The 13,764-nt window shown below is 57.7% G+C and carries 12 protein-coding genes; 4 read left to right on the top strand and 8 right to left on the bottom strand.

The window, feature by feature from the left end:
- Nucleotides 1-47: 47 nt before the first annotated feature.
- Nucleotides 48-671 carry an ATP-dependent Clp protease proteolytic subunit gene (locus tag V7660_RS05365; RefSeq protein WP_335602099.1) on the bottom strand — a complete coding sequence of 208 codons (624 nt, stop codon included), beginning with the start codon at nt 669-671 and terminating at the stop codon, nt 48-50.
- A gap of 112 nt (nt 672-783) precedes the next feature.
- Nucleotides 784-1,842, bottom strand: a complete 1,059-nt coding sequence (locus V7660_RS05360) for an alpha/beta fold hydrolase (protein WP_335602098.1) — start codon at nt 1,840-1,842, stop codon at nt 784-786.
- A 169-nt stretch (nt 1,843-2,011) separates the two neighbouring features.
- On the opposite strand from V7660_RS05360, the gene V7660_RS05355 reads away from it, so the two are divergent.
- From V7660_RS05355 to V7660_RS05340, 4 genes are all read left to right on the top strand, one after another.
- Entirely contained in the window at nt 2,012-2,905 is an 894-nt protein-coding gene (locus tag V7660_RS05355; protein ID WP_335602097.1) for a pirin family protein, read from the top strand.
- A gap of 95 nt (nt 2,906-3,000) precedes the next feature.
- On the top strand, nt 3,001-4,740 hold the full coding sequence (locus V7660_RS05350) for a M28 family metallopeptidase (RefSeq protein ID WP_335602096.1): 1,740 nt from the start codon (nt 3,001-3,003) through the stop codon (nt 4,738-4,740).
- Between the two features lie 57 nt (nt 4,741-4,797).
- Entirely contained in the window at nt 4,798-5,595 is a 798-nt protein-coding gene (rlmJ, locus tag V7660_RS05345; protein ID WP_335602095.1) for a 23S rRNA (adenine(2030)-N(6))-methyltransferase RlmJ, read from the top strand.
- 6 nt (nt 5,596-5,601) lie between these two features.
- Nucleotides 5,602-6,687 (top strand): FAD-dependent oxidoreductase, encoded by a 1,086-nt coding sequence (locus V7660_RS05340; RefSeq protein ID WP_335602094.1) that lies wholly within the window; start codon nt 5,602-5,604, stop codon nt 6,685-6,687.
- On the opposite strand, the gene V7660_RS05335 is transcribed toward V7660_RS05340, so the two are convergent.
- The 6 genes from V7660_RS05335 to bamA are packed head-to-tail and all read right to left on the bottom strand — an operon-like array spanning nt 6,678 to nt 13,740.
- On the bottom strand, nt 6,678-7,865 hold the full coding sequence (locus tag V7660_RS05335) for a lipid-A-disaccharide synthase (protein WP_335602093.1): 1,188 nt from the start codon (nt 7,863-7,865) through the stop codon (nt 6,678-6,680). The two genes, V7660_RS05340 and V7660_RS05335, sit on opposite strands and share 10 nt — an antisense overlap.
- Nucleotides 7,862-8,704 (bottom strand): LpxI family protein, encoded by an 843-nt coding sequence (locus tag V7660_RS05330; protein WP_335602092.1) that lies wholly within the window; start codon nt 8,702-8,704, stop codon nt 7,862-7,864. Before V7660_RS05330 ends, V7660_RS05335 begins: the two co-directional genes overlap by 4 nt.
- A 7-nt stretch (nt 8,705-8,711) precedes the next feature.
- Nucleotides 8,712-9,500: an acyl-ACP--UDP-N-acetylglucosamine O-acyltransferase gene (lpxA, locus tag V7660_RS05325; RefSeq protein WP_335602091.1), complete on the bottom strand. Its 789-nt coding sequence runs from the start codon at nt 9,498-9,500 to the stop codon at nt 8,712-8,714.
- Nucleotides 9,501-9,535: 35 nt separating this feature from the next.
- The gene (gene lpxD / locus V7660_RS05320; RefSeq protein WP_335602090.1) at nt 9,536-10,552 is read right to left on the bottom strand and encodes a UDP-3-O-(3-hydroxymyristoyl)glucosamine N-acyltransferase; all 1,017 of its coding nucleotides are present in this window, start codon (nt 10,550-10,552) and stop codon (nt 9,536-9,538) included.
- Between the two features lie 13 nt (nt 10,553-10,565).
- Nucleotides 10,566-11,156, bottom strand: coding sequence for an OmpH family outer membrane protein (locus tag V7660_RS05315; RefSeq protein WP_335602089.1), 591 nt, complete (start codon nt 11,154-11,156; stop codon nt 10,566-10,568).
- A 28-nt stretch (nt 11,157-11,184) separates the two neighbouring features.
- Nucleotides 11,185-13,740 carry an outer membrane protein assembly factor BamA gene (gene bamA, locus V7660_RS05310; protein ID WP_335602088.1) on the bottom strand — a complete coding sequence of 852 codons (2,556 nt, stop codon included), beginning with the start codon at nt 13,738-13,740 and terminating at the stop codon, nt 11,185-11,187.
- Nucleotides 13,741-13,764 lie beyond the last annotated feature (24 nt).

The following is a 13,764-nucleotide window of genomic DNA, read 5'->3' as shown; positions in this document are numbered from 1 at the left end:
CAACCTGCCCTGCAAGAGGCAGGCCGCACTGACAAGGGAGAGGGTCCCTATTTATCATCCTCGGCCGTCCGGCGCTCAAAGACCTTGTCAACAATGCCAAATTCCTTGGCTTCTTCCGCTGTCAGGAACGTGTCCCGATCCAGCTTGCGTTCAATCACATCATATTCCTGTCCCGTATGGCGGACATAGATGTTGTTCAGTCGGCGCTTCAGCTCGATGATTTCCTCGGCATGGCGCTCAATGTCCGTTGCAACGCCTGAGTATCCGCCCGAGGGCTGGTGGAGCATGACGCGTGCATTTGGCAGCGCAATTCGCATACCCTTTTCACCGGCAGCCAGAAGCAGCGACCCCATGGAGGCAGCCTGACCGATGCATACGGTGGAAATTGGGCAGCGAATGTACTGCATCGTGTCGTAGATCGCGAGGCCGGACGAAACATAGCCGCCTGGGCTGTTGATATACATCGCAATGTCTTTCTTCGGGTTTTCCGACTCGAGGAAAAGAAGCTGGGATGTGATCAGCGCCGCCATGCTGTCATCGATGCCGCCGGTCACGAAGATGATCCGCTCTTTCAGCAGGCGCGAGAAAATATCGAAAGCTCGCTCGCCGCGGCTCGTCTGCTCCACGACCATGGGAACAAGGTTGAGCGCTGTCTGGAAAGAAGTCGTCATGAATCGGGCCTTGATGGTTTCTCGAAGGAATCTTTACTGCACAGGAGTGGCAGAGAGACGTATATTTGTCCACGTATCCCTCACTGCAAGAGGTATTCCGCTGTGGAAACAGTTAGCGAAATGACCACTCAGGGGAACCACTTGGGAATTCGCCATCAGGATCGCGCATGAAAGCGAGATAATCGGCATGCACGTTTGCAGCCTGAAGGTCGCGCAGGAGCATGTGATAGCCCTGCTCATAGTACACAGTTCGGACCTGCGGCGGCAGAATTCTGGCCGTCCGTTTCATGCCATTCGGCGGAATGACATAGTCATTGGCCCCGTAGGAAATCAGTACCGGCAGATCAGCAGGAAGGTTCGCCGACCTGTCATGGGCTGTCTCCATCAATGAGACCACGCCATACACTTGGTCGATCCTGTTTTCGCGCAACATCAGCGGGTTGGCCCAGGTTTCCCGGAGCATGTCGATATTGTCGCTGGGTTCAATCCGGACGAAGCGGGCCGGAGGCCGCACGATCCATCCTGGATTGGTATGGGCCGACATCCATAGGCTCGCGCGGTATAGCGAGTTCATGGCACCCCAGCCACGCAGGCCGGGCCCGGATGCGATCAGCCGGTCCGCGTCTGGCGGGATGTCCGATCCGAATGCCGACATTGCCACAGCCGCGCCCATCGAAATGCCCACAACAGTGAGAGTGGCGTTTGGATGCCTTCGGCGCGCAACTGCAACGGCGGTGCGCAAGTCTTCGCGCATCAATTCCTCATCCGGCCAAAGCCCCCTGCCCGGAGACCGGCCAAAGCCTCTCTGGTCATACGCATAGGTCGTTACGCCATGAGCCGCCCAATACGGCGCGGCCATGTGAAACGCATTCGCGAAATCATTCATGCCATGCACGCCCACCACCACAAGCTCCGGCTCTTCTTCGCCCTCGGCCGGCCATACTGTCAGCCCGAGCTCCGCCCCATCCCCCGCGATGAAAACATTCCGGTCGACCACGAATTGAGGAACACTGGCTTGCGTACGCGTAAGCGCTCCTGTGGTCACGGGATGCACACATCCTGAGAGCAGGAACACAGCGTAGACCAGGAAGAGCCCGGCCAGGGCCCAGGAGCCACGCTGAGCAAGATGGGCAAGGCCCCTTCTTCGATCGGACACTTGTGATTTCGTCAAATCGTGTTTCTCCAAGCGAGTATTATGTGATTAATTGCTCACACGCACTCTCTTCCAATATCCTCTCGTCTCAGTCAAGCCGGAGCCTCATCGATCAATTTGTTTATTCCTCTGGACAGGTCGCCTCACTTGAACGGAAATTAGAAACCTCATGGAGGAGACTAGCGCCGTGCAGATATCCCGCATCATTGAGCCCCGAATGCATGATCTCGGAGGCGGTTTTATCGTCCGGCGTGTCTTGCCGTTTCACGCACATAGATCTGTTGGGCCGTTCGTGTTCTTTGATCATTTTGGCCCTGTGGAATTTGATCCGGGCGCGAGCTTCAATGTGCTTCCGCATCCGCATATCGGCTTATCAACTGTGACGTTCATGTTCGATGGTGCGATCCGGCATCGGGATTCCCTCGGCACTGATCTGGTAATCGAACCTGGCGCGGTCAATTGGATGACCGCCGGGCGGGGTATTGTCCATTCGGAGCGCACGCCCGACTCGCATCGCAAACATGGCCAGGTCATGCACGGTCTACAGACATGGGTGGCCCTTCCCCGCGATGAGGAAGATCGCGCGCCAGCCTTTATACACCACCCGGCCGACACTCTACCCGCCTTCAGGATGGGCAATGTCAGGGTGAAAGTGCTGGCCGGGTCCGCCTGGGAGCACACCTCTCCCGTGTCGTTTCCGTGGCCGATCCTGTATGTTGCGCTCGAAGCCGACTCCGACGCAGACATCATCCTGCCTGCGGAGATGGCGATTGAGCGCGCCCTATATGTCGTGACTGGAGGCGCGCAAATCGGTGACTCTATCGTGCCCGAAGGGCGGATGGCGGTACTTGGGACCGATACGGATGTGACCGTGAAACTGGCTGCGGGCACTAAGGCAGTGGTTTGCGGGGGGGCGCCGATGGATTCGCCGCGCAAGATGGATTGGAACTTCGTGTCGAGCGACAGCGCAAAGATTGAGCAGGCCAAGATCGATTGGACGGCGGCCATGGAAGCCGGGGGATCGGCGAGATTCCCCCTTGTTCCGGGGGATGAGGAAGAGTGGATTCCCATTCCCTCCTGATTTCAGGCACAGAATTCCAGTGACGCCCTTCCTTGCCGATTGGTAAGGCTCGTGTCAGATCATGACCAACCATAGCCTTTGACGGGAAATACAGAATGAAACGACTACTCATTTCGGCATCTGTCCTGACGCTTGCAGCATGCGGCGCGCAGGAGCCCACCACCGAAACACCGGCAGCACCGGGACCCGAAGCGGCAACTGAGTTGTTGATGCCCCTGCCCGAACAAACCAGCGCAGACATCACGGCCGACGATCTTGCTGTGCGGATCAAGACGCTTGCCGATGATACGTTTGAGGGCCGTGGCCCAGGCACGCCCGCAGGCGAAGCATCTGCTGACTGGATCGCCGCCGAGATGAGCCGCATCGGCCTGGAGCCTGCCGGCGATAATGGCAGCTTTTTCCAGACTGTGGAGATGGTCAACCAGACGGTCGACACCAACGCGTCGTTCTTCCAGCTGACTACGCCGGATGGCACCGAACTGCCCATGACGCCCAAGGAAGACGTGGTCTTCTGGACCAAGCGCCAGAACACGAATGAACTCGCGTTCGATCCCACGGATGTCGTTTTTGTCGGCTATGGCTCTGTCGCGCCGGAATATGACTGGGACGATTATGCCGGCCAGGATTATACGGGCAAGACGGTCGTCATGCTGGTCAATGATCCAGGGTTTGCCACGGGCGACCCGGAACTCTTCAATGGAAAATCCATGACTTATTACGGTCGCTGGACCTATAAATACGAGGAGGCCGCCCGCCAGGGCGCGACCGCAGCGATTGTAATCCACGAAACCGAGCCGGCTTCATACGGTTGGGACGTTGTTTCCAATTCCTGGAGCGGCGCACAGTCCGATCTCGTTCGCGCCGATGGCGGTGCAGAGCGCACCATGCTTGAGGGCTGGATCACGCGCGACACGGCAGAAGCGCTGTTTGCCAGCGCAGGACTGGATCTGGAGACTTTGAAACAGCAGGCAAAGTCCAAGGACTTCCAGCCTGTGGCGCTTGAGGGCGTGAAAGCCAGTGGAAAAATTTCGCAGACCATCGACCAGCTTGAGAGCCGCAATGTGGTCGGCCGCCTGTCCGGCAAGACGGCCCCGGATGAATACATGCTGTACACGGCGCACTGGGATCATCTCGGCAAGAAGTCCGAAGAGAAGACCGGCGCCCCCGGCGAGGATTTCTATCAGGACCAGATCTTCAATGGCGCCGTTGATAATGCGACCGGCTCTGCCGCCCTGCTCGAAATCGCAGAAGCCATGGCTGCGCAAGAGCTGGAACGGTCCGCCCTCTTCCTGTCGGTGACACTTGAGGAATCCGGCCTGCTCGGATCTGCCTATTACGCAGAAAACCCGCTCGTGCCGCACAGTCAGATCGTTGCTGGGGTCAACATGGACGGCGCACTGCCAATCGGCCGGACGAAGGACATGGTTGTTGTCGGATATGGTGCGTCTGAACTTGAAGACATGTTGAAGGACGTGCTCGACGAGCAAGGCCGCGTCATCAAGCCGGACGCCAAGCCTGAAGCCGGCTATTTCTATCGCTCAGACCATATCTCGCTCGCCAAGAAAGGCGTACCGATGCTGTATGCGGATGGCGGACAGGACAAGGTCGATGGGGGCGTGGCCGCCGGCAAGGCCGCGGCAGCCGTTTACACAGCCGAGCGCTACCACAAGCCGATGGACGAGTATTCTGACGACTGGGATCTCTCCGGGTTCACCGAAGACATCCAGGCTCTCTACGAAGTCGGGCTGAAGATCGCCCAATCGGATGAGTGGCCTACCTGGTACGAGGGCAATGAATTCGAAGCCACTCGCAAGAAAAGCCTCGAACAGAACTAATTGATTTGTCCCCGCCTCACCGGCGGGGACTTTTTCTTCACGGGACTGATCTCACAAATGCTTTCCTATCAACATGGGTATCATGCGGGCAATCGCGCGGACGTTCTCAAGCATGCGGTGCTCCATTCGGTCTGCCGGCACCTGACGGAACGAAATGACCGTATCCTGTATGTAGAAACACATTCGGGACGCGGCCGGTATGATCTTGAAGGTCCACAAGCTCGAAAGGGAGACGAGGCCAGCGACGGTATCTTGTCGATGTTGGATGGCCTAGCACCGAAACCGCTGCGCCCATGGATCGAATTCGTCGAGAAACGTGGCATCAACAACTATCCCGGTTCACCTGCCCACGCTCAAGCGCTCCTGCCGCCGGATACCCGCTACATTCTGTTTGAGAAGCACCCTGCCGAGCATGAAGCGCTCAGCAAGGCTGTCGGAGATGACGACCGCATCCAGGTGAAGAAGGCTGATGGGTATGCCAGCGCACTGAAACTGTCGCCACGTAGCGGCGAGACCATGGTGTGCCTGGTTGACCCGAGCTACGAGACGAGCCGTGACATTGATGCGCTTGCTCTCTGGACACCCAAGGCGCTCAAACGCTGGCCGAAGGCTGTGTTGATGCTCTGGCTTCCCCTCTTCCGAGACGGCCGGGAAAGCGAATTCGGCGAGTACCTGACCACACTCGGGAATTGCAGGGTCTATGGCGCGCGCTGGCCGGTGGATGCGTTGCAGGAAACCGCGCTTGAAGGATCCGCCATGGTTGTCTTCAATGGGCCGAAAGCTGCGGATGCCGACGGCGCTTCGATTGCTTCGGCCTTGCAATCCTGGTGGTCGGACAAGCCGCTGGGAGCGTGAGGGGGCATGACGGCCAACCTGCTTCTGATTGGCGGTGGGCATGCTCACGTCACGGCGCTGCGTTGGCTCCAGAAACACCCCTGCCCGGATGTCTCCATCACGCTGATCAATCCTAGAACTTATGCTGTCTATAGCGGCATGGTGCCGGGCTTCGTTGCGGGGCACTTCAGCCGAAGTGAAGTGGAGATTGATCTGGGCCGACTTTGTACTGAGTCAGGCGCGGACATCATCCATGATTCCATCATCGCCCTCGATCCAATTCGTAAACGCGCTATGGGGCAGTCTGGAAAGTCTTACCCCTACGATCTCGCGTCCATTGATATCGGGATCGTATCTGCGCCTCCGCGCGTGTCCGGCAGCAAGATGCATCTGACTGTAAAGCCCATGTCGCCCTTCGTTGAGGCATGGGCCCAAGTTTCAGAAAACCTCTCCGGCGGCGTTGCGATTGTCGGCGGCGGTCTCGGGGGCGTAGAACTCGCTTTTGCGGTCCGGCATAAAATGCGTTCCAACGGTCTTCCTGATACGGTTCCGGTGTCACTCGTGGACCAGTCGAAAATACTCTCAGCCAGCAGCCCCTCGCTAAGGCGCGCCTTGCGTAAAAGACTGATCGCCGCCGGTATAGATATCCTGGAAGATACCGAGGTGCGCCGTCACTATGATGGACGACTGGAACTGGCATCCGGCCAATCCCTGACTGCTCAGTTGGTCCTGTGGACAGCAGGCGGACGCGCCCATGACTGGCTCGCCCAGTCCGGGTTGAAGGCGAGAAATGGATTTCCTGTTGTCGCGGCCTCACTGCAATCAATATCCCATCCCGATATTTTCATAGTGGGTGATGCGGCCTCCCTTCCAGACAAACACGTCCCCAAAGCGGGTGTCTATGCCGTCCGCCAGGGTCCCGTACTGATGCAGAACATGATTGCAAAATCCCGAGGCGCGCCATTGCAGGACTTCGCTCCGCAGAAAGACTATCTCAAGCTGGTCAGCCTTGGAAAAAGGGCTGCGATTGCTGAAAAATGGGGCCTGACAGTTCAACTGCCCGGCTTGTGGGATCTCAAGACCTGGATCGACCGGTCTTTCGTTCAGGATTGATGGGAAATTGCCCCGGCAGATCGCGCGGCGGCCTCTTCGAGAATAACTCCGGCCGCAATCTCGCTGGCGTCCCGGTCGCCTTCTTTCATGCGCTCTAGCGCTTTTCGTTGACGGTTCAGCTGCGCGGCGAGTTCGGTCGGATTGTCCAACCAGTCTTGTGCCTTGGCTGCGATGTCATCTGCCTTCTGCCGAGTCTGGACAAATTCCGGCACGATCTCCTGATCATCGCTGACAATGTTGAGTAGGGTAATATGCCTCTTGCTGTAGAGCAGGCCACGGGCGAGCGTCCATGTTATCCAGCCGGTCTTATAGGCAACGATCATCGGCGTATCCTGCATCGCAAGTTCGGTCGTGACTGTGCCGGAACAGGCGAGCGCAAGGTCTGCTGTCGCCATCGCATCGTAACGAACGCCCGGATCATCGGAGATGATCGCCCAATCGTTGAGACCCGGAAAAGCCTCCGAGAACTGTGACGCCACATTCGAGGCGGGCATGAAAACAATATTGAGGCTCGGATCGTTCGACTTCAGCTTTCTGGCCGCCTCCACCAATTCGGGAGCGACGCGTTTTATTTCACTCGGCCGACTACCCGGCAGCACCAGCACAATCTTCTCCGTTTCCGGTATATGATGGGTTTGACGGAAATGGACCGCATCTCCCTGAATATGGCGGGAGATCGCCGGATTGCCGATGACCGTAGTCTTTAATCCGAACGGCTCGTAGAACGGCGCTTCGAGGTCGTGAATGCACAATAGGTGGTCAACCACCGAGGCCAGCGTCTTGGCCCGGCCGGGCCGCGTGGCCCAGACTTGTGGGCCGACGAGCTTGACCAGACGGATATCCGGCGCCTTCAGGCGGACGCGCTGGGCTACTCGCAACATGAAGCCCCAGGAATCCACCAGGACAACGACGTCCGGCTTGTCGGCAATGATGGCTTCGGCCGCCGCATCTGCGAGCCGCACAACATCTCCGTAGGCTTTCAAGCCTTCAAAGAACCCCAGAATCGACAAGGGGCTGATATCTATTGCGGATTTAATCCCGACAGATGCCAGCTCGCTTCCGCCAATTCCGGAGATATGGGTGTCTGGCAGGCGTTTGCGGATATCCTCGACCACTTCCCTTGCCAGCAGGTCACCGGAAGGTTCAGCGGCCATCATATATATGCGGGGCGTGGTCACTCCCCGATCTCCGGCTCGAAGCCATAGATGAAAATCCCGAGATCTTCAGCGCGTTCGATCATCTTGCGCCGATTGAGCAGCAGCGCGCCGCCGGCTTCCACTGCAAGGCCAGCCAAGCCTGCAGCTGCAACTTTCTCTACCGTCGACACGCCGGTCGTCGGCAAATCGATCCGCAATTCCTGGCCCGGCTTCGGGCGCTTGACGAGCACGCCTTTCCGGCTGTCGACAGTGCCGCGTATTTCCTCTGGCAGCGCTACACAGCGATCCAGCATCGCATCCGTGCCCTCTTGGGCTTCGACAGCCAGGACAAGACCGTTGCAGACGACGGCGCCCTGTCCAATATCGAGCGCGCCGGCCGCAGAGGCTACGCGGGCGGCATGCTCGATGTCATGCATCTCTTCTTCGGTGGGATGCTGGCCCGCGATGATGCCTTCGGGTGCCAGCAATTGCCTGTGCACTTCATGGCTGCCAAGCACTTTGAAGCCCTGCTTTTCAAATTCGTTCACCAAGACCCGGAGGAGTGCATCATCCCCCTTCTTGGCCGCTGACAGGACCTTGGGAAGCAGGGTTACACCCTTCACGTCCAGCTTCAGGTTCCCGAAGTCAGGCCGTTTGACAACGCCGGCAAAGACCACTTCTTCGCATCCTGCCGATTTGAGTTTCTTCAGAATGCCCCCGACCTCACCGAGGCCAACCAGATCCCCCGGAAACTTTGCCAGAGCCGGATCGTCAAACCCTTTCAGCCGAAGCACATAGGCGCCCTGTCCGGTCTCGACAGCATTCTCTGCAATAGCGACCGGAAGGTCTCCCAATCCTGCGATGATACCAAGTGGGGCCATAATGTCCTCAGGCGGGTTTGCAGATCGGGCGGTCACCTTCACGGATGAACGTGATGATTTCCATGGCCAACGGATTATCAGCATAATCCTGGGCGGCCTGGTCTAGCCGACCCTTGAACAAACCTTCGCCAAGGAAGATGGCTTTGTAGGCCGCTCGAATGTCCCGGATATCGGCCTTGGAGAATCCGCGACGCTTCAGACCCACCATGTTCAGGCCCGCCAGTTTGGCATGATTGCCGACCACGGACCCGAATGGGATGACGTCTTCCACAACGATGGCGCCGCCCCCAATGAACGCATTCCGTCCTATTCGGGAGAACTGGTGCACCGCGGCCAGACCACCAAACCAGACATTGTCCCCTACCGTAATGTGACCGGCCAGGGAGACATTATTGGCCATAACGACATTATTGCCGATATGATTGTCATGCGCGATGTGCGCGCCAATCATGACAAAGCAATTGTCTCCAATCGTCGTGAGACCGCCAAACTTCGGCATACCGGAATGCGCCGTCGTATGTTCACGAAATACGCACTTCTCCCCTACAACCAACCGGGATTCCGGCGTAGTCTCAAAACCGATGACTTGAGGCACTCCGCCCAATACTGCGTGCGGGTGCAGTGTGCAGCCTGCACCGAGTTCGGTGTAGCCGGTTATAACGGCATGCGACATGAGAACAGAACTGTCCCCGACCTGCGCGTGCGGACCGACATGGCAGAACGGTCCGATGGTGACGTTCTCACCGAGAGCGGCGCCGTCCTCGACGAATGCGGTGGGATGAATCTGTGTGGACATGAGTTCCCAGCAAGTTGCGGACGGCCGCGCGCCGACTATCCCTTTTTCTTAGGGTTTGCGTTTTTCTGCAACCAAGCGATCTCACGCATCCATTGACGGAGCGGCTTGGCGGGTGTTCCGCCCCAGGTTTCGCCATCCTCGATGTTGCGGAACAGACCTGAGGAAGCAGCAAGCGACACGCCCTCTCCGACCTTCACATGATCGGCAATACCAACGCGTCCGCCCAACATGGAGCCGTCACCAATTTGGACAGATCCCGAAATGCCGCCAAACGCCGCCATGAGCACGGACCGCCCCAACACCACATTGTGCGCGATCTGGCAGAGATTATCGATCCGGGTGCGTTCCCCGAGGATGGTGTCATCAAAGGCGCCTCGGTCGATACAGGAATTGGCACCGACCGTGACATGGTCCTGCAGGATCACACGCCCATAGTGCGGCGCGTCCTCAGCGCCATTAGGACCGGGCATAACGCCGAACCCGGCTTCTCCGATACGGGCGCCTGACAACAATCTTACATGGTCGCCTATAAGCGCGCAGAAGACGCTTGCGCCGGGCCCAATGGAGCAATTGCGGCCTATCTGGACACCTGGGCCGATTACGGCATTTGCGCTGATGATCGTTCCAGCGCCGATGACGGCACCGGGCGCGATCACGGCGCCGGGCGCGATTTTTGCGGTCTCATCAATCGTCGCATCGGGAGAAATTGCGTCCCCGCCATGCCAATCCAGCTGTCGAGAACGAAACAATTTAGACGCGGCCAAGCCATGAACATGGCGCGGAAATTTCGAAACAATATAGGGAACGCCCTCTGGAACATGCGCGATGTTGGCAGTGTTCACGACGAGGGCGGAGATATCCGCGCTGACATCAATGGGAGATTTCCCCTCCCCGTCCAGAAATCCGAGGTCTCCCCGGCGGCCATTCACCGCCGAGGAAATCCCCGTAAGCTCCAGATCGCCGTCTCCATGGAGGTCGGACCCGGTCTGGCTGGCCAGTTCACCTAGTGAGAGGGCTCCCAAAGGCGCAAAGAAACGGACATCAACAGGCACGGATAGCCTCGAACTATTGAGCAGGCTGGTCAGGAATACGCTTGCGGACAACCGCGAGGGTCGGGGTTGCTGCATCCAGCTTGCTGATCACCAGAGCTGAGACGTCAACCGAATCCACACCGTAGATGATCGCGCTTTTCGACAGGACGACCTGAGCGTTCTTCTCGCGCACGACTTCCAGCAGGACCGGCTCAAGTGCCTTGTTGAAATCAACAAGTGCCTGGCGCTCGGTCAGGGAAAATTCGTTCGCAGCTTTCTGGCGAGCCTTGCCGAAATCGCTGGCTTTCTGGTCGTAGGCATTCAGCTTGGCAACCAGAGCAGCGTCTGCCGCAATCTGCTCGCGTGTCTTGCCTTGCAGTTCCGTGTTGAGGGTCTGGCCTTCGGTTTCGAGCGACGTCTTGGTCGGCGTCAGCTCATTGTTGATCTGGGATTCAATGTTCTGGAGCTTGGTCTGGATATCCTTACCAGCCTTGCTGTCACGCAGGATCTTCGCTTCGTCGATCGTGACGACGGTGGTGCCTTGCGCAAAGGATGCGGGAGCGACAACTGCAACAGCTGCAATCGACACCACCATGGCGAGGAATAAATTCTTGAGTCGGGACATTCTAGTCTCCTGTCTTTCGGCTTGAAATTTAAAATCTGGTTGAGGTCGAGAACCGGAACGTTTCTGTCCGGTCGTAGTCTTCCCGTCTGAGAATTTGGGAGAAGTCGAAACGGATGGGTCCAAATGGGGAATCCCAGAACACGCTGAGGCCGGCAGACGCGCGCAGGGATGCGGCCGTCTTGGTCAACCGGACTGCCGGCAACCCGGTCGTGGTATCGGTAAAGTAGATCGTAGGCCCGACGTCCGGTCCGCGCAGAGAGCCAAGCGCCCCAGCTTCGGCAAACAGTGCGCTCCGGATACCATATTCCTCAGGCAGGAAGTTCGGAAGGCTCAGTTCAAACGTGCTCTGATAGTACACGTTGCCGCCCTGGGAATTCAGCCGGCGAGTTTGCACGACTTCGCCTGTTTCCGGATCAACGACGCGCACAATTTCTCTTGGTCCGATGCCCGCCACGTCAAATCCACGGAACGTGCTGCCGCCGCGGAAGAAGCGGTTGTTGATCCGAACACCCTGATTGTCTTCCAGCGGGAAAACATAACCGCCCGAGAGCCGGAGACTTGCAATCACATCGCGCCAGATGCCCCGATACAACGTGGCGCTGGACTCTGTGCGCAGGTATTTCACATCGCCGCCAATACCAGCCAGGTCCTGGCTGAAACGGAAATCAAAGCCGCGCGACGGCGTGATCGGATCATTCGTGCGGTCCCAGAAGAAATTGTACCCCAGAATAGAGGATAGATCGCTGCGTTCGGCACGGCAGATCGCTTCGCGAAGGACATATTCCAGAGAGCATTGGTCAACGACGCGTTGCCCAGCGCCTTCATCACCCGGTTCTACGAGACGCACCTGGTCATCTGTGAGGTCATCCGGCGTATCTGCGCCGGCGATTTGAATACGATCCGTGACGAAGAAGCCATTTTGATCAATGATGTAATTGCGATCTACGACGTTCACTTCATCAGTTTGCAGACGATAGCTCAAACCCAGCTGCATGCGTTCAGTTAATGGAAAGCCCAGCCGGACACCAGCACCGATGGTTTCACTGCTGAAGCCGGAATATTCTTCATAATCCTGACGCGTGGCGTACGCATCAATACCGCCGGATAGGTTTCGGTCGAACAGTCTCGGCTCTGTGAAGCGAAAGTCGAGGATTTGCTGGCGGCTGGAGGCCGACACACGTGCGACCACGGACTGGCCGCGGCCCCTCAAATTGCGCTGCGAGGCGCTGACATCCAGCAGGTAGGCATCTACCGATGAGAAGCCGGCTGCAAAGGATAGCTCGCCTGTCGGCTGTTCTTCGACCTTAATGTCGACGATCGTACGGTCTGGATCTTCGGAGGGCGTCTCGACAACCTCGACATTCTTGAAATAACCAAGTGCCCGAACGCGGTTCTTGGAGCGATCCAGCAGAATACGGTTAAAGGCATCACCTTCGGAGATGCGCAATTCGCGGCGGATGACGCGGTCGAGTGTCTGTGTGTTCCCGACGATGTTAATCCGGTCAATGTAGACACGCGGGCCTTCATCCACAGCGAAGGTGACATCAATCAGGCCCGTCTCGGGATTGACGTCAAGCTGTGGACGAACATCGACGAAGGCGTAGCCTGCGATACCGGCCGCATAGGTCAGAGAGTCAATCGTGTCCTCGATCGAGTCGCCGCGGAACAAGGAATTCGATTCAATCGGCACAGCTCGGCGCAGCGCCTCAGCGTTCAGCTTCTCAAGCGCGGTTTCGACCTTCACCTCGCCAAAATAGTACTGACGGCCCTCATCCACCGTCATGGTGATGTAGAAGTCTTTCTGGTCCGGTGTCAGTTCGGCCACCGCCGAGGTTACACGGAAATCATAATAGCCGTTATTCTGATAGAATTGGCGTAACAGATCGCGGTCATATTCCAGTCTGCCCGGATCATAATTATCATTCGAGCTGAAGAACCGCCAGAGGCGTGACTGCCGCGTGACAATCTCGCTGCGAAGGCGGGAATCCGAATAGGCCTCGTTACCGATGAAATTGATTGCCCGCACGCCGGTAACGGGGCCTTCGGTGATTTCGAAAATCAGGTCCACACGGTTCTGTTCAAGCGGCTTGTATTGCGGTTCGACCTTGGCGGCGAACCGACCTGACTGCCGATACAGTTCCAGAATGCGCTGGACGTCCGATTGGACACGCGCAGCTGTGAAGATTCCGCGGGGAGCCGCCTGGATGTCTTCCTTCAGCTTGTCGTCCTTCAGGGCGCTGTTGCCCTCGAACACAACCCGATTGATGATCGGGTTCTCGACCACGCGCACGACCAGATTGTCATCGACACGGTCAATGGACACATCTGCGAACAAATTGGTTGCGAAAAGCGTTTTCAGGGACAGATCGATACGATCAGGGTCAAAGGAATCGCCCGGCTCGACAAGAAGGTAGGATTGAACTGTCCGCGCCTCAATACGCTGGTTGCCTTCGACCAGGATGGACCTGATCGTGCCGCCATAGCGACTGTCTTCCTGTGCATCGGCAGTGCCCATGGGAACAAGCGCGGTGTTCACAGCCAGAACGCTGCTCGCCATCATGGTTGCTGCAAGAAACTTACGCATCGTCGACACACTCTCTGGTTAATT

The sequence above is a fragment of the Hyphomonas sp. genome (assembly GCF_036964145.1).
Lineage (GTDB): Bacteria > Pseudomonadota > Alphaproteobacteria > Caulobacterales > Hyphomonadaceae > Hyphomonas.
This window is presented reverse-complemented; position numbering and strand designations above follow the sequence as displayed.